Source organism: Geodermatophilus sabuli (genome assembly GCF_900215145.1).
Classification (GTDB): Bacteria; Actinomycetota; Actinomycetes; order Mycobacteriales; family Geodermatophilaceae; genus Geodermatophilus; species Geodermatophilus sabuli.
In genome coordinates, this window is the sequence record NZ_OBDO01000001.1 from 676,035 (window position 1) to 690,696 (window position 14,662).

Genomic DNA, 14,662 nt, shown 5'->3' on the forward strand with positions numbered 1-14,662 from the left:
GCAAGCCGACCACGTGCCGCCGGTCGCGTCCACCGGGACGGCGCAGGTCATCCCCCCGCGGGGCGAGGGCGGCCGGGGGCGGCGTCGCGGACCAGCCGGCGGGCGGCGTCCACCTCACGGGCCACCGGCGCCAGCACCCCCTCGGCGTGGATCTCGGCGTCGTCGGGCGGCCGGTGGGCCTCGATGTCGGCCTCCAGCTCGCGGATGGCACGGCGGAGCACGGCGACCTGCGCGAGGTCCGGCGCCGGCTCGCCCTGGCGGGTGGCGATGACCGCCTCGGTCACGGCGTCCGACGTCCGTTCCAGCTGCACGATGACCGGCCAGAACGCGGCGGCGCGGGTGCTCACCGGCGGGGGCTCGGCCAGCCGCCGCTGCAGCTGGGTCTGCAGCTCGGTCAGCGCCCGGTAGTTGCGTCGGCGGGCGCGGCGCCGCTCCACCGGGCCGCCGGTGAACGCCGCGTCCACGAAGGCGTCGAGGGCCAGCGCGGCGTCGCGCAGCGCCTCGTCCAGCGGCGCGCGCCAGGTCTGCGGCCACAGCAGATAGCCGAAGACGAGCACGATCGCGCAGCCGATGAGGGTGTCCACGAGGCGGGCGCCGACCAGCCCCGGATCGCTCGGCAGCGCCAGGTCGAGCAGCAGGATGATCACCGGCGTCTGGAAGACCGAGAACAGGCCGAAGTTCGCCGCCCGCGCCCACGGCAGGACGGCGGCCGCCGCGGCCATCGCGACCAGCACCCAGCCGTTGCGGGGCAGGACGATCAGGAGCGCCGAACCCAGCAGCACCCCGAGCAGGGTGCCCGCGCCGCGCTGCACGGCCCGGCCGAACACCGACCCGTAGTCCGGCTTGAGCACGATCGCCACGGTCAACAGCACCCAGTACGGGCGCTGGATCGGCAGGTACTGGCGGGCGACCTCGGCGATCGTCATGCACAGCGCCAGGCGCAGGGCGAAGTCGCGGCTGTCCGGGCTGGCCAGCGTGCGGTCGACGAGCTCGCGCAGCCGGGTGCGGAGGTCGACCTCCTGGCGCGGGGCGGCGGCGCCGGCCCGCTCCTCGGGGTCGCCGACGACGTTCCACACCAGCCGGACGCCGTGCCGCACCGCGCGGCGGGTCGGCAACCCGTCCTCCAGGGCCGGTGGGCGCTCGGCCGGCAGCTCCCGGGCGCCGTTCAGCGCCGCGGCCAGCGCATGGACGGCGGTGACGTCCTGCGGGTCGGCGGGCACCGCGGCGCGGGCCGCGGCCACCGCGCCCTCCACCAGCGGCGCGGCCGCGTTGAGCACCCCGGCCAGCTCGGAGAGCTCGCGGGTGCGGCCCGAGGAGTGGCCGCGGCTGCGGATCACCCGGTCGTAGGCGGCGTTCAGAGCCGTGGTGAGGTCGCGCCGGGCGTCGTCCGAGCGAGCCGTGCCGCTGGCCGTGAGCAGCTCACCGATCCGGGTGAAGACGGCAGCGACGGCGGTGCGGTCGGGGTCGAGCACCTCGGTGCGGGCCTGGACCAGCGAGGTCAGCGTCGCCCAGGCGGCCCCGGCGAGGAAGAAGCCGATCTCCTGCGCCGTGGACAGGGCCGTGACCAGGCCGGAGGAGAGCGCGGTGTACACGAGCAGCTGGAGCCCGCCCAGGGACAGTGCCGCGTTGATGCCGCTCACCATCGCCGCCACGACCGACAGCAGGGCGATGACGACGACCGGCTGCCACCCGCCACCCGTGGCGTACTGGCCGGCCAGCAGGCCCACGGTGGCGAAGCCGACCGCCGCGACGATGCGGCGCAGCCGGTCCCGCAGCGGCCCCGCCTGGGGCGCGAGGGTCGCGACGAGCGCACCCATGGTGCCGAAGACGCCGGCGCTCAGCGCGGGTCCGGGCTGCACGCCGCCGCCCACGACGACGGCCAGGGCCAACGGGGCGGGGACGGAGACGGCGAACCGGACGACGTCGCGCCACGGCACCGGAGGGCGCTTGGTCCGCACCAGCTCCTCGAGCCACGCCGGCGCCCGGGGCCCCCTCTCCGCCACGGTCGCCGAGCTTTCCACCCGCGTCGGTCACCTGCCGGGCTCGCCACTCGGGCGGGCCGGGCCCGGGAGCGACGTCCGTGCCGCGTCCGCTGCTCACCTACAGTCCGGCCGTGACCGTGACGCTGGGGGAGGTCGTGGCCGCCCTGGAGGCCCGCTACGACCCTGTGCTCGCCGAGGACTGGGACGCCGTCGGCCTCGTGTGCGGCGACCCGGACGAGCCGGTGCAGCGGGTGCTGTTCGCCGTCGACCCGGTCTCGGCGGTCGTCGACGAGGTGGTCGGGACCGGGGCGCAGCTGCTGGTCACCCACCACCCGCTGTTCCTGACGCCCGTCCACGGCGTGCCGGCCGGGGACCCGAAGGGGCGCCTCGTGCACCGGCTGGTGCGGGCCGGTGCCGGGCTGTTCGTCGCGCACACCAACGCCGACCGCGCACCCGACTCCGGCGTCAACGACGCCCTGGCCGCCGCCCTCGGCCTCCGCGGCACCACGCCGCTCCAGCCGGCCGCCACCGACCCGCGCGCCGGACTGGGCCGCATCGGCCGGCTGCCCGAGGCGCTGACCCTGCAGCAGTTCGCCGACCTCGTCGCCACCGCGCTGCCCGACGCGGTCGGCGGCGTCCGGGCCGCAGGAGACCCGGGACGCCGGATCGAGACCGTCGCCGTCTGCGGCGGCAGCGGCGGCTCGCTGCTCCCGACCGCGGCGGCCGCCGGCGCCGACGTCCTGCTGACCAGCGACCTCCGGCACCACCCCGTCTCCGAGTCCCAGGAGGTGCCCGGTCCGGCCGTCTGCGACGTCGCCCACTTCGCGTCCGAGTGGCCCTGGCTGCCCGTGGCCGCCGACGTCCTGCGCCGTGACCTGGGCGGGCGCGTGGAGGTCGCGGTCTCGCACCGGCGCACCGACCCGTGGACGTGCAGCGCCGGGGGAGCCGCCGCCGGCGCGGGTAGGTTGAGTGGGTGAAGGCCGACCACTTCGACCAGCAGAAGCTGCTGGCCCTGGCCGCCGAGGACGTCGCGCTGTCCCAGCTGGCCCACCGCAAGCGCACGCTGCCGGAGCTGGCCGCGGTCGAGAGCGCGGCCGAGAGGGAGCGCGGGTTCGCCGAGCAGGTGGTGCGCGCCGAGACCGCGGTGCGCGACCTGCAGCGCGAGGTCAAGCGGCTGGAGGGCGACGTCGACACCGTCCGCCAGCGGGCGGCCAAGGACCAGAAGTTGCTGGACTCCGGCAGCGTCTCCGCCAAGCAGATGACCGATCTGCAGCACGAGCTCCAGTCGCTGGCCCGCCGGCAGTCCGACCTCGAGGACCAGGAGCTCGAGCTCATGGAGCAGCTCGAGACCGCCGAGGCCACCCTCGCCGAGGCGACCGACGGCCAGACGCAGGCGCAGGCCGACCGCACGCGGGCCGAGCAGCTGCGCGACGACGCCCTCGCCGACATCGCCGACGGCACCACGCGCCACGAGCAGGCCCGCCAGGACGCCGCCGCCACCATCCCGGACGACCTCCTGAGCCTCTACGAGCGGATCCGCACCCAGACCGGCGGCACCGGCGCGGCGATGCTCAAGGCCCGCCAGTGCCAGGGCTGCCGCCTGGAGCTGTTCGGCCGCGAGCTCGCCGCCGTCCGCAACGCCGACCCGCACGAGGTCGTCCGGTGCGACAACTGCGGCCGGATCCTCGTCCGCACCGCCGAGTCCGGCCTGTGACGCGGGCGCGGGCGACGGTCGAGGAGCACGTCGAGACCGGGGGCGAGCTGTGAGCCGGAAGCTCATCGTCGAGGCGGACGGCGGCTCGCGGGGCAACCCGGGGCCGGCCGGCTACGGCGCCCTGGTCCGCGACGCGCAGACCGGGCGGGTGCTCGCCGAGCGGGCCGAGTCGGTCGGGCGGGCCACCAACAACGTCGCCGAGTACGGCGGCCTGGTCGCCGGGCTGCAGGCGGTCCTCGACCTCGACCCGAGTGCCGAGGTCGAGGTCCGCATGGACTCCAAGCTCGTCGTCGAGCAGATGTCGGGTCGGTGGAAGGTCAAGCACCCCGACATGCAGAAGCTCGCGCTGCAGGCCCAGCAGATCGCCCGGCAGCTCGGCGGCGTCCGCTACACGTGGGTGCCGCGAGCGCAGAACGGCGCCGCGGACGCGCTGGCCAACAGCGCGATGGACGGCCGCCCCGTGCGCCGGGACCTCGCCGCCGAGCCGACGACGACGGAGGACGACGTCCAGCCGGTCGCCGCGCCCGTACCCGTCGTCACCACCGTGACGCACCTGCTGCGGCACGGGCGCACCGAGCACACGCCCGAGCGCCGGTACAGCGGCCGTAACGACCTGCCGCTGTCGGCGACCGGCCGCGCCGAGGCCGAGGCGGCCGCCAAGCGGGCCGGGGAACTGGGCATCGAGGTCGTCGTCTCCTCGCCGCTGCGGCGGGCGCGGGAGACCGCCGAGGTCGTCGCCGGGGCGCTGGGGCTGCCGGTGCAGGTGGACCAGGACCTGGTGGAGCTCGACTTCGGCCAGCTCGAGGGCCTCACCGCCGACGAGGCCCGGGCGAGGCACCCGCTGGCCACCCGCCGGTTCTCCGCCGACGTCACCGTCGCGGCACCGGGTGGGGAGTCCGTGGCCGACGTCAGCGTCCGGGTCGGCCGCGCCCGCGCGCGGATCCTGCGCGAGCACGCCGGGAAGACCGTGCTCGTCGTCAGCCACGTGACGCCGATCAAGCTGCTGCTGGCGGCCGGCCTCGACGTGCCCGACGACGTCGTCCACCGGGTGTTCCTCGAGGCCGCGTCGTTCTGCACGGTCGCCTGGAGCTCCGACGGCCGCTCCGCCGTCCGGCTGGTCAACGACACCGGCCACCTGGGCTGAGCCACGTCCCCCGCGCCGTCCGCCGCTGACGGGGAAGGGCCCGCGGCGGGACGGCGTTGCAGGGAGTGCCCCGCACCACAGTCGGTCGTCGGCGCGGTGGATCATGGTGCCGTACGCCCACACCCGAGGAGTTCCGTGACCGCCACCATCGCGCCCGCCACGTCCGCCGTCGTCGGTGACGAGCGCACGCTGTCGCCCGCCGAGTACGAGAGCTGGGCCGCGGAGGTGCGCCGGCTCGCGGAGGAGCGCGGCGCGGTGATCCTCGCGCACAACTACCAGGTGCCCGAGATCCAGGACGTCGCGCACGTCACGGGCGACTCGCTGTACCTCTCGCGGGTCGCCGCGCAGACCGATGCCCGGGAGATCGTCTTCTGCGGCGTCCACTTCATGGCCGAGACGGCGAAGATCCTCTCGCCGGACAAGACCGTGCTGCTGCCCGACCACGCCGCCGGCTGCTCGCTGGCCGACTCGATCACCGCCGAGCAGCTGCGCGAGTGGAAGGCCCAGCACCCGGGCGCCGTCGTCGTCAGCTACGTGAACACCACCGCGGCGGTGAAGGCCGAGACCGACATCTGCTGCACCTCGTCCAACGCCGCCGACGTCGTGCGGTCGATCCCGGCCGACCGGGAGATCCTTTTCTGCCCCGACCAGTTCCTCGGCGCGCACGTCAAGCGCGTGACCGGGCGGGAGAACATCTCCATCTGGGCCGGCGAGTGCCACGTGCACGCCGGGATCAGCCCGTCCGACGTCCGCGCGCAGGTGGCCGCGCACCCGGACGCCGAGATCCTGGTGCACCCGGAGTGCGGCTGCACCACCTCGGTGCTGGACCTGGTCAGCCACGGTGACCTGCCCGCCGACCGCACCCGCGTGCTGTCCACCGGTGGCATGGTCGAGGAGGCCGGCCGCACGAGGGCCGGGGAGGTGCTGGTCGCCACCGAGGTCGGCATCCTGCACCAGTTGCGGGCGCTCAACAGCGGCACCCGGTTCATCCCGATGAACGACCGCGCCGCCTGCCGCTACATGAAGATGATCACGCCCGCCAAGCTGCTGCAGACGCTGCGCACCGGCGAGGGGGCCGTCGACGTCGACCCGGAGACCGCCGCCCGGGCCCGCAAGGCGGTGGAGGCGATGATCGCCATCGGGGAGTCCGGTCGCGGCGGTGAGTGAGGCCTCGTCCAGCGGCTCGCCGCGAGCCTGCGAGCGGTGAGGAGGGCGGGGTCCTTCAGCGCAGGACGTCGTCGGAGATGTCGGCGACGATCGCCTTGAACGTGCAGGTGTCCACCTCGTCGTCGACGGTGACCCGCACGATGTCGGACACCTGCTGCGGCGACGTCGGCCGGACGGCGGCCGCGCGGGCGGCGGCGATGAGGTGCAGCCGCTGGACGCGGGCGGCGGAGTCGGTGCGGGCGTTCCGGACCGGGGAGAGTCGGTTCTCGCGCATGCCCCGACGGTAGGCAGGGCCGCAGCGGCCCCGGGGAGGTGCGGGGTGTGTCCCGCAGGCCGTGGACCCGTCCGTCACGTGCGCCCCAGGAGGCCACTGCCGGTCGGATCCGCAACGCCGCCCAGAGGGCCGTGGTGGCGGCGGGCAGGGTGAGCGGGACGGTGCCCAGCCGGTCAGGGGACCGACAGCACCCGGCCGTCGAGCCACTCGACCAGCCGCTCGGCCGCCAACGGCGGCGCGTGCAGGTAGCCCTGGCTCTCGTCGCAGCCGAGCGCCGCGAGGTGGTCCAGGGTCTCCGCGGCCTCGACGCCCTCGGCGACCACGCGCAGACCGAGCCGGTGGGCCAGCGCCACGGTGCTGGCCACGATCGCCTCGGTCCGGGCGTCGGTGAGCAGCCCCGCGGTGAACGAGCGGTCGAGCTTCAGCTCGGCCACGGGGAGCTCGCGCAGGTAGGACAGCGACGAGTAGCCCGTGCCGAAGTCGTCGATGCTCACGGTGACGCCCAGGTCGGCCAGCCGCCGGACGACGGCGAGGCTGCGGTCGGGGTCGCTGAGCAGCACGCTCTCGGTGACCTCGAGGACGAGCGCCTCCGGCGGGACACCGGCGTCGCGCAGCAGGTCGGCGACCCGGCACGGCAGGGTGGTGTCGAGCAGGTTGCTGGCCGACAGGTTCACCGACATGCGCAGGTGCCGGCCGTCCCGCCGCCACGCGGCGGACTGGGCCACCGCCTGGCGCAGCACCTCGTCGGTGAGCAGCCCCATGAGCCCGTGCACCTCGGCCTGGGGCAGGAACTCGGCGGGGCCGAGTAGGCCCCGCACCGGGTGGGCCCAGCGGACCAGCGCCTCCACGCCGACGGTGCGGCCGGTCGCGACGTCGACCTGCGGCTGGTGGTGCAGCACCAGCTGGTCGGAGGTGAGCGCGGCGCGCAGCTCCTCGACCAGCGCCAGGTGCCGGCTGGCGTCACCGTGCTGGGCGTCGTCGTACACGGCCTGCCCGGTGCCGGCCCGCTTGGCGGCGTACATGGCGGCGTCGGCCTGCTGCAGGAGCAGCTCCGCCGTACCGGTCCCTGGCCGGGCGCTGCCGACGCTGGGGGCCAGGCCGATGCTCGAGGTGACGTGCACCGACATGCCGCCGATCCGGAACGGCTCGCGCAGCTGACCGAGGAGTCGGCGGCCCAGGGCCTCGGCGGCGTCCTCGGGTGCGACCCCGGCGTCCAGCACGGCGACGACGGCGAACTCGTCACCGCCGAGCCGGCCCAGCAGGTCGCCGGTGCGCAGCACCGGCTTCAGCCGCGCGGCCACCAGGCGGAGCAGGTCGTCCCCGGCGGCGTGGCCCAGGCCGTCGTTGACCTCCTTGAACTTGTCGAGGTCGAGCAGCGCGAAGGCCAGTGGCAGCCCCTCGGCGCCGGCCTCCTCGACCCGTCGCAGCACGGCGCGACGGTTGGCCAGGCCGGTGAGCTCGTCGGTCAGGGCCTCCCGCCGGCTGACGGCGAGCTGGGCGAGTTCGCGCACGTTGATCAGCAGGCGGACGCTCGACCCCGTCGCCGCCAGGGCCGCGCACCAGGTCGCCGCCCCCGCCGAGTCCGACACGGCGCCGGAGAGCAGCACCGCGGTGGAGGCGACGATCACGACGAAGGCCCCGATCGTCGAGGCGGTGGGGTCGGTCGGTTGCGGGGCGGTGCGGCCCGGACGCAGGACGGCGGCCGCGGTCAGCAGCACCGCGCCCAGGGGGGCGGCCCCGGCCAGCCAGGCGACCTGCGCGCCGTCGTTGAACAGGCGGCCCACGTCGCCGCAGAGCGCGACCGCGAGAGCGGCGACGACCAGCCAGATGCGTGGATCGCGGTTCATCGAGCCGAGGCCGACCACCGACAACGCCGTCCCCAGGAGCACGAGCCCGGTGGCCACCTGACCCAGCAGCGCGTACACGTCCCACCACGGGGCCGCGGCGAGCGGGCTGCCGGTGGCGGTCAGCAGGGCGTCGAGCACCGCCACGGCCGCCAGGGCGGCCGCGGAGCCGTTGAGGACGTCGTTGGGGTCGGCCAGGTTGGTCCCGAAGCGGTTCCAGCGGACCAGCCCCGCGTAGACGAAGGGGAAGGCCGCCACCGGGGCCCACTCGAGGGGGACGGCGGCGTACGCGCGGGTCGCGGGGACCACGGCGAGGACGGCGGTGACCGCGGCCGCCACGGTGACGACCGCCGCGGACAGGGCGATCCGTTCCCACACCAGCCGTTCCTGCGGGAAGCTGCGGGCGCGCCAGCCCAGCACGACGCACAGCCCCGCGTTCACCGCGAGGGCGGGGAGGAACCGCAGGGGGTCGATCGGGTCGGCCCCGGGGGCGAACACGGGCGCCACGAGCGCCGCGGCACCGAGGAGGGCCGCGACCGCCAGCACCCAGCGGGGCGTCCCCGGCAGGAGCCGGGGTGGCGGGGCGCTCGGCATGCCCTCCTCATCGGACGCCATCGACCGAGGATGAACGACCCCCACCCTTCCGGGCCACCGCTGTGCCGGATCGCCGCCGTTCCGGACCGGTGCCGCGCCCTCCGTCAGATGCGGGTGAAGAGGTAGACCGAGACCGCGACGCCGAAGACGACGATGAACACCCGCAGCGGGGTGACCGGGATGCGGCGGGCGATGCGCGCACCGACGAACCCGCCGAGCAGGCTGGCCGGGGCGGCGACGGCCACCACCATCCAGTCGACCGGGCCCCAGATGCCGAACACGACCAGGGTGACGGTGGCGGTGACCGCCGACAGCGCCGACTTCAGCGCGTTGGCCAGCTTCAGCCGGTGCAGGCCGACCCCCAGGACGCCGACGAGGATGACTCCCAGCGCGCCGCCGAAGTAGCCGCCGTACACGGTGGCCAGGAACAGCGCCGCGTACAGCCACCACGGGTCCCGGCCGGTCCCGCCGTCCTCGGCGCCCCGCAGCCGCCGCGTCAGCAGCGGCTGCACCGCCAGCAGCAGGCTGGCCAGCAGGACCAGCACGGGGACGACGACGTCGAAGGCCTCGCTCGGCGTCGTCAGCAGCAGCACGCTGCCGGCCGTGCCACCCAGGAGCGCCACCAGCCCGAAGCGCAGCAGCCGGCCCCGCTGCCCGGCGTACTCGCTGCGGAAGCCGAGGACCCCGCCGAGGTAGCCGGGCCACTGGGCGATGGAGTTGGTGACGTTCGCGGCCACGGTGTCCAGGCCGAGCGCGACAAGGGTGGGGAACAGGATCAGCGACCCGCCCCCGGCGATGGAGTTGATCACACCGGCGAGGAGGGCGACGCCCGCCGCGATGGCCAGGTCGAGGGCGGACACGGGAGGCGAGCCTACGGTGGCCGGATGGAGCTCCCGGGCAGGGCGAGGGTGTTGCTGGCGGCGCTGGGCGGGTCGGGGGTGCTGCACCTGGTGCGGCCGCGGACCTTCGAGTGGCTGGTCCCGCCGGAGCTCGGGGACGCCCGGCGGTGGGTGACCGGCACGGGCGTGGCCGAGATCGGCACGGCGGCGCTGATGGCCGTGCCGCGCACCCGACGGCTCGGGGGCTGGGCGGCCGCCGCGCTCCTGGTCGGCTTCCTCCCGGCGCACCTGCACACGTTCCGGGTGGTGCCGCGGCGGCCGCTGCCGCTGGCGGCCGCCGCCGTCCGGCTGCCGCTGCAGCTCCCGCTGGTGCGCACGGCACTGGGGGTGGCACGGGGGAGGTGACCGGCGCACCGTCCGGTCGGTTGCGCTCTGCACCCGCTGGGCACCCTCGGCCGGTGCGCACGTGGCTCCCACTGGTCGCCATCTGTACCGGCACCTTCATCCTGCTGATCGACGTCACGATCGTGAACGTCGCCCTGCCCGACCTGGCGACCGACCTGTCGACGTCCTTCGACCAGTTGCAGTGGGTGGTCGACGTGTACGCGCTGGCGCTCGCGGCGCTGGTGCTCGGCACCGGCTCGATCGCCGATCTGTACGGACGGCGCCGGGTGTTCCTCGTCGGGCTGGTCGTGTTCGCGATGGCCTCGCTGGCCTGCGGGCTGGCCCCGAGCGCCGGCTGGCTGATCGCGGCGCGGGGGCTGCAGGGGATCGGCGGCGCGGCGATGTTCGCGACGACGATCGCGCTGATCAACGACTGCTATGAGGGCCGCGACCGGGGGACGGCGTTCGGCGTGTGGGGCGCGGTGGTCGGCGCCGCGGCGGCGCTCGGGCCGATCGTGGGCGGCGCCCTCACCGAGCTGTCCTGGCGCTGGGTCTTCTTCGTCAACCTGCCCGTGTGCGTGGTCGCGGTCGTGCTGACCCTCGCCGTCGTCGGGGAGTTCCGGCAGTCCGGTGCGCCGCGACCCGACGCCCCCGGGATCGCGCTGTTCACCCTCGGCGCGGGGGCGGTCGTCTACGGGCTGGTCGAGGCCGCCGCCACGGGGTGGGGCCAGCCGAGGGCCTGGGGACCGATCGCCGGGGGCCTTCTCGTCCTCGGGCTGTGGGTGCTGGTCGAACTGCGCCGGGACGCACCGATGCTCGACGTGCGGCTGTTCCGGAACCGGTCGTTCACCGGGATCATGATCGGCGCGCTGCTGCTCAACGCCGCCGCGTTCTCCGAGCTGGTCTACGCCTCGCTGTGGCTGCAGTCGATCGAGGGGCTGTCGCCGCTGCGGGCCGGGCTGGTGTTCATCCCGCTGTCGTTCATGAGCTTCGCGGTCGCCGCCGGCACCGGCCGGTTCCTGCAGACACGGTCGCCGCGGCTGGTGCTGGGGTCGGGCCTGGTCCTCATCGGTGCCGGCGCGCTGCTGCTGGCGTTCGTGGACGCGGGGTCGTCGTGGACGGTGCTGGTCCCCGGCCTGGCCGTGATGGGGATCGGGGTGGGCGTGTCGAACCCGACACTGGCCTCCGCGGCGCTGGCCGCGGCGCCCCGCGAGCGCAGCGGCATGGCCTCGGGCGCGGTGAACACCGCCCGCCAGCTGGGCCTGGCGCTCGGGGTGTCGATCCTCGGTGCGGTCTTCACTGCTGCCGCGGGCGCGACGCTGCGCGACGGCGGGCTGCCCGATCCCGCAGCAACGGCGTCGGCGCTGTCGGCTGGGCAGGCGCCGGTGATCCTGGCCGGCGCCGACCCGGCCGCCCGCCCGGGGCTGGGCGACCTGCTCGCCGCCGCCTACACCGACGGGCTGCGCGACGCGTTCCTCGCCTGCGGCGCCGCCGGCCTGCTCGGCGGCCTCCTGGTGTTCTGGCTCGTGCGCGCCCAGGCGCCGGCCGTGCAGCGGCAGGGGGCTCCGGAGGACGGCCGCGAGCCCACACCGGCACGATGACCGGATGACCGACATCGTCCTCGTCCACGGCGCCTGGCACGGCGCGTGGTGCTGGCGGCGGGTGCTGCCGCTGCTGTGGGCCGCCGGGCACAACGTCGTCCCGGTGACGCTGTCCGGGCTGGGTGAGCGGGCGCACCAGCTGTCGCCGTCGATCACCCTCGCGACGCACGTGGAGGACGTGGTCACCGCCGTCCGGGCCGAGGAGTGCCGCGGCGCGGTCCTGGTCGGGCACAGCTACGGCGGGATGGTGGTCACCGGGGCGGCCGACCGGCTGGGCGAGGCGGTCGGCCGGTTGGTCTACGTCGACGGCGTCGTCCCGACCCCAGGGGAGTGCTGGTCGACGCCGAACCCGCCGGAGGTGCGGGCGGAGCGGCGGGCCGTCATCCGGGAGACCGGGGTGATCCCACCGCCGCCCGCGTCGGCGTTCGGGCTGACCGGCGCCGACGCCGCGTGGGTGGAGCGGCGGCAGACCCCGCAGCCCGGCGGCGTCTACGACGAGCCGCTGCCCTTCGACGGCGGGCGCTGGGCAGCCCGCCCGCGCACCTACGTCGACTGCAGCGTGCCGGCGCTGGCCAGCATCGAGCCGTCCCGCGAGCGGGCGCGCACGCAGCCCGGCTGGGAGGTCGTGCAGCTGACCACGGGGCACGACCCGATGGTCAGCGCGCCGGAGGAGCTGGCCGCGGTGCTCCTGGACGTCGCGGCGCGCTAACCGGCGTGGAAGCGACGGTGCAGCTCGTGGACCTCCTCGTCGAGCCCGTCGACCGGTCCCTCCACCGGGACACCGGGTGCGACCTCCGGGATCGGTAGCGGGCGTACCGGGGACGGTGCGGTGCCGAGCTCGGCGCGCCAGCCGGTGAGCTGGGCCGACGAGCTGGCGTAGACGATCCGCCCGAGCCCGACCCAGCCGTGCGCGGCCGCGCACATCGGGCAGTGCTCCCCGGAGGTGTAGACGGTGGCCGCCGCCCGCTGTTCCGGCGTCAGATGGGTGGCCGCCCACCGCGCGATGGCGAACTCCGGATGCTGCGTGGCGTCCCCGCCGGCCACGTGGTTGGTGTCCTCGAACAGCACCTGCCCGCCGGCGTCGACCAGCACCGAGCCGAACGGCTCGTCGCCGGCGTCGAGCGCGGCGCGGGCGAGCGCCACGCAGCGGCGGAGGTGGGCGCGGTCCGCGTCGTCGACCATGCCGCGATCGTGCTGCACGGCGATGACTTCCGGGAGCCGGCGCGGTCGTCCCCGGCATGGGACGAGTCGTGGTGACCGAGAACAGCACGCTGGACGGCGTCGTCGAGGCGCTGGACGGGTGGTTCGACCCGCAGGGCGGGGAGGAGGACACCGCCGACGTCCTCGCGGTCGTGCAGGAGCACATGGCCGCCCAGACCGGCTTCCTCGTCGGCCGGCGGACGTTCGAGGAGATGCGCGGGTTCTGGCCGGCGCAGACCGACGACCCGACCGGCATCACCGCGCACCTGGACGCCGTGCAGAAGTTCGTCGTCTCCCGCACGCTGAGCGACCCGGGGTGGGCGAACACGCGGGTGCTGTCCGGCGACCCGGTCGAGGAGGTGCGGGCGCTGCGCGCCTCGGACGACGGCGAGATCGGCGTCACCGGGAGCATCACGCTCTGCCACGCGCTGATCGGCGCGGGGCTGGTCGACGAGTACCGGCTGTTCGTCTTCCCCCGCGTGCTGGGCCGAGGCCGGCGGCTGTTCCCCGACGGCGTCGACGTCCGGCTGCGGCGGGTGGCCGCCCGAGAGTTCCGCGCCGGGACCACCCTGCTCACCTACCGGCCCACGCACGGCTGACCCTCGCCCGATGTCGTCCCCCGGGAGCAGACTGCGCGCCATGCCTCCCCAACCCATGCCCTCCGACTGGCAGCGCGCCCTCGTCGTCGCGGCGCACCCGGACGACATCGAGTACGGGATGGCCGCCGCGGTCGCGGCCTGGACGTCGGCGGGGAAGGAGGTGGGCTACCTGCTGGCCACCCGCGGCGAGGCGGGCATGGCCGGGGTGCCACCGGAGGAGGCGGCAGCGCTGCGCGAGGACGAGGAACGCCGGTCGGCCGCCGTCGTCGGGGTCACCGAGGTGGAGTTCCTGGACCAGCGCGACGGGGTCCTGGTGGAGGGGCCGGAACTGCGCCGGGCGCTGGCCGGCGCCATCCGGCGGCACCAGCCGGAACTCGTGGTCACCGGCTACTTCGGTGCCACGTGGACGCCGCCCGGGGTCTCGCCGGCCTACGTGAACTCGGCCGACCACCGCGCGCTGGGGCAGAGCGTCCTCGACGCGGTCGCCGACGCCGCCAACGAGTGGATCTTCCCGGACCTCCGCGAGGCGCCGTGGCGGGGCGTGCAGTACATCGCCGTGCAGGAGATGACCGAACCGCCGCACGTGGTCGACGTCGCCGAGCACGTGGAGGCCGCGGTCGCGTCGCTCTCCGAGCACCGCCGGTACCTGGAGCTGCTGTCCGACGAGCCGGTCGACGTGCAGGCACGTCAGGTCATCGACATGTCGACCCTCACCGAGGACGGCGGGCGGCGGGTCGGCTTCCGGCTCTTCTGGGGCTGAGTCGTCCGGGGCGCGGCCGCGCCCACCCGGCGTGGTCACTAGACTGGCCGGCACGACGGACGAGTCGGCTGGGCGGTCGCGTCGGCGGGGGAGACCCCGTCGCCGAGGAACGTCCGGGCTCCACAGGGCAGGGTGGTCGCTAACGGCGACCCGGGGTGACCCGCGGGACAGTGCCACAGAGAACAGACCGCCAGTGCGTGCACTGGTAAGGGTGAAACGGCGGTGTAAGAGACCACCGCACACCGGGTGACCGGTGTGGCTCGGTAAACCCCACCCGGAGCAAGGTCGAGAGGGACGGCGGGAGACCACCGTCCTGCGCAGGCGTTCGAGGGCTGCCCGCCCGATGCCTGCGGGTGGACCGCTTGAGCGTGCCGGCAACGGCAGGCCTAGAGGGATGACCGCCCATCGGGAGGCCGCAAGGCACCCGTGGACAGAACCCGGCGTACAGGCCGACTCGTCCGTCGCCCCCGCTGCCCAGCCCTAATGTGGTCAGCGGGGAGCGGCAGTCCGCACAGAGTCCGCAACTCGGCCGAGCACGGAGCCGACGGCGGCCCTGGTCC

Annotated in this window: 14 protein-coding genes and 1 other RNA gene; 10 read left to right on the top strand and 5 right to left on the bottom strand. The window is 75.4% G+C overall.

What is annotated here, in order from left to right; translation table 11 throughout:
- Positions 1-47 precede the first annotated feature (47 nt).
- The gene (locus tag CRP39_RS03230) at positions 48-1,958 is read right to left on the bottom strand and encodes an FUSC family protein (protein ID WP_245853536.1); all 1,911 of its coding nucleotides are present in this window, start codon (positions 1,956-1,958) and stop codon (positions 48-50) included.
- Between the two features lie 155 nt (positions 1,959-2,113).
- On the opposite strand from CRP39_RS03230, the gene CRP39_RS03235 reads away from it, so the two are divergent.
- The 4 genes from CRP39_RS03235 (at position 2,114) to nadA (ending at position 6,007) form a co-directional block, all read left to right on the top strand.
- Positions 2,114-2,959: a Nif3-like dinuclear metal center hexameric protein gene (locus CRP39_RS03235; RefSeq protein WP_097205112.1), complete on the top strand. Its 846-nt coding sequence runs from the start codon at positions 2,114-2,116 to the stop codon at positions 2,957-2,959.
- Positions 2,956-3,696, top strand: coding sequence for a zinc ribbon domain-containing protein (locus CRP39_RS03240; RefSeq protein WP_097204310.1), 741 nt, complete (start codon positions 2,956-2,958; stop codon positions 3,694-3,696). The genes CRP39_RS03235 and CRP39_RS03240 overlap by 4 nt, the downstream gene beginning before the upstream one ends.
- A 49-nt stretch (positions 3,697-3,745) precedes the next feature.
- Entirely contained in the window at positions 3,746-4,840 is a 1,095-nt protein-coding gene (locus CRP39_RS03245; RefSeq protein WP_097204312.1) for a bifunctional RNase H/acid phosphatase, read from the top strand.
- A 135-nt stretch (positions 4,841-4,975) separates the two neighbouring features.
- The gene (gene nadA / locus CRP39_RS03250) at positions 4,976-6,007 is read left to right on the top strand and encodes a quinolinate synthase NadA (protein WP_216359590.1); all 1,032 of its coding nucleotides are present in this window, start codon (positions 4,976-4,978) and stop codon (positions 6,005-6,007) included.
- 55 nt (positions 6,008-6,062) lie between these two features.
- On the opposite strand, the gene CRP39_RS03255 is transcribed toward nadA, so the two are convergent.
- The 3 genes from CRP39_RS03255 to CRP39_RS03265 all read right to left on the bottom strand — a co-directional run bounded on the left by CRP39_RS03255 (position 6,063) and on the right by CRP39_RS03265 (position 9,579).
- Complete coding sequence (locus tag CRP39_RS03255) at positions 6,063-6,281, bottom strand: hypothetical protein (protein ID WP_097204314.1); 219 nt, start codon at positions 6,279-6,281, stop codon at positions 6,063-6,065.
- A 173-nt stretch (positions 6,282-6,454) separates the two neighbouring features.
- Positions 6,455-8,740: a putative bifunctional diguanylate cyclase/phosphodiesterase gene (locus tag CRP39_RS03260; RefSeq protein ID WP_143426556.1), complete on the bottom strand. Its 2,286-nt coding sequence runs from the start codon at positions 8,738-8,740 to the stop codon at positions 6,455-6,457.
- Between the two features lie 83 nt (positions 8,741-8,823).
- The gene (locus tag CRP39_RS03265; protein ID WP_097204317.1) at positions 8,824-9,579 is read right to left on the bottom strand and encodes a sulfite exporter TauE/SafE family protein; all 756 of its coding nucleotides are present in this window, start codon (positions 9,577-9,579) and stop codon (positions 8,824-8,826) included.
- Positions 9,580-9,603: 24 nt separating this feature from the next.
- Here CRP39_RS03265 and CRP39_RS03270 point away from each other — a divergent pair, with 24 nt between their 5' ends.
- From CRP39_RS03270 to CRP39_RS03280, 3 genes are read left to right on the top strand one after another with little or no spacing between them, the layout of a single operon-like run.
- Positions 9,604-9,963, top strand: coding sequence for a DoxX family protein (locus CRP39_RS03270; protein WP_097204319.1), 360 nt, complete (start codon positions 9,604-9,606; stop codon positions 9,961-9,963).
- Positions 9,964-10,016: 53 nt separating this feature from the next.
- On the top strand, positions 10,017-11,543 hold the full coding sequence (locus tag CRP39_RS03275) for an MFS transporter (protein WP_097204321.1): 1,527 nt from the start codon (positions 10,017-10,019) through the stop codon (positions 11,541-11,543).
- 4 nt (positions 11,544-11,547) lie between these two features.
- Positions 11,548-12,252 (top strand): alpha/beta fold hydrolase, encoded by a 705-nt coding sequence (locus CRP39_RS03280; RefSeq protein ID WP_097204323.1) that lies wholly within the window; start codon positions 11,548-11,550, stop codon positions 12,250-12,252.
- Here the strand turns inward: CRP39_RS03280 and CRP39_RS03285 are convergent.
- Complete coding sequence (locus CRP39_RS03285) at positions 12,249-12,725, bottom strand: nucleoside deaminase (protein ID WP_097205115.1); 477 nt, start codon at positions 12,723-12,725, stop codon at positions 12,249-12,251. The genes CRP39_RS03280 and CRP39_RS03285 overlap by 4 nt on opposite strands.
- Positions 12,726-12,796: 71 nt before the next feature.
- Between CRP39_RS03285 and CRP39_RS03290 the strand changes: the two genes are divergently transcribed.
- The 3 genes from CRP39_RS03290 to rnpB all read left to right on the top strand — a co-directional run bounded on the left by CRP39_RS03290 (position 12,797) and on the right by rnpB (position 14,563).
- Positions 12,797-13,342 (top strand): dihydrofolate reductase family protein, encoded by a 546-nt coding sequence (locus CRP39_RS03290; RefSeq protein ID WP_216359591.1) that lies wholly within the window; start codon positions 12,797-12,799, stop codon positions 13,340-13,342.
- A 40-nt stretch (positions 13,343-13,382) separates the two neighbouring features.
- On the top strand, positions 13,383-14,102 hold the full coding sequence (locus CRP39_RS03295) for a PIG-L deacetylase family protein (RefSeq protein ID WP_097204327.1): 720 nt from the start codon (positions 13,383-13,385) through the stop codon (positions 14,100-14,102).
- Positions 14,103-14,162: 60 nt separating this feature from the next.
- Positions 14,163-14,563: RNase P RNA component class A (gene rnpB, locus CRP39_RS03300), an RNA gene on the top strand.
- Positions 14,564-14,662 lie beyond the last annotated feature (99 nt).

What these genes read in the sequence shown, in the direction of transcription:
- CRP39_RS03260 (WP_143426556.1), bottom strand. Translation starts at nt 8,740, where the DNA reads ATGGCGTCCGATGAGGAGGGCATGCCGAGCGCCCCGCCACCCCGGCTC.
- CRP39_RS03270 (WP_097204319.1), top strand. Translation starts at nt 9,604, where the DNA reads ATGGAGCTCCCGGGCAGGGCGAGGGTGTTGCTGGCGGCGCTGGGCGGG.
- CRP39_RS03295 (WP_097204327.1), top strand. Translation starts at nt 13,383, where the DNA reads ATGCCTCCCCAACCCATGCCCTCCGACTGGCAGCGCGCCCTCGTCGTC.
- CRP39_RS03255 (WP_097204314.1), bottom strand. Translation starts at nt 6,281, where the DNA reads ATGCGCGAGAACCGACTCTCCCCGGTCCGGAACGCCCGCACCGACTCC.
- CRP39_RS03285 (WP_097205115.1), bottom strand. Translation starts at nt 12,725, where the DNA reads ATGGTCGACGACGCGGACCGCGCCCACCTCCGCCGCTGCGTGGCGCTC.
- CRP39_RS03280 (WP_097204323.1), top strand. Translation starts at nt 11,548, where the DNA reads ATGACCGACATCGTCCTCGTCCACGGCGCCTGGCACGGCGCGTGGTGC.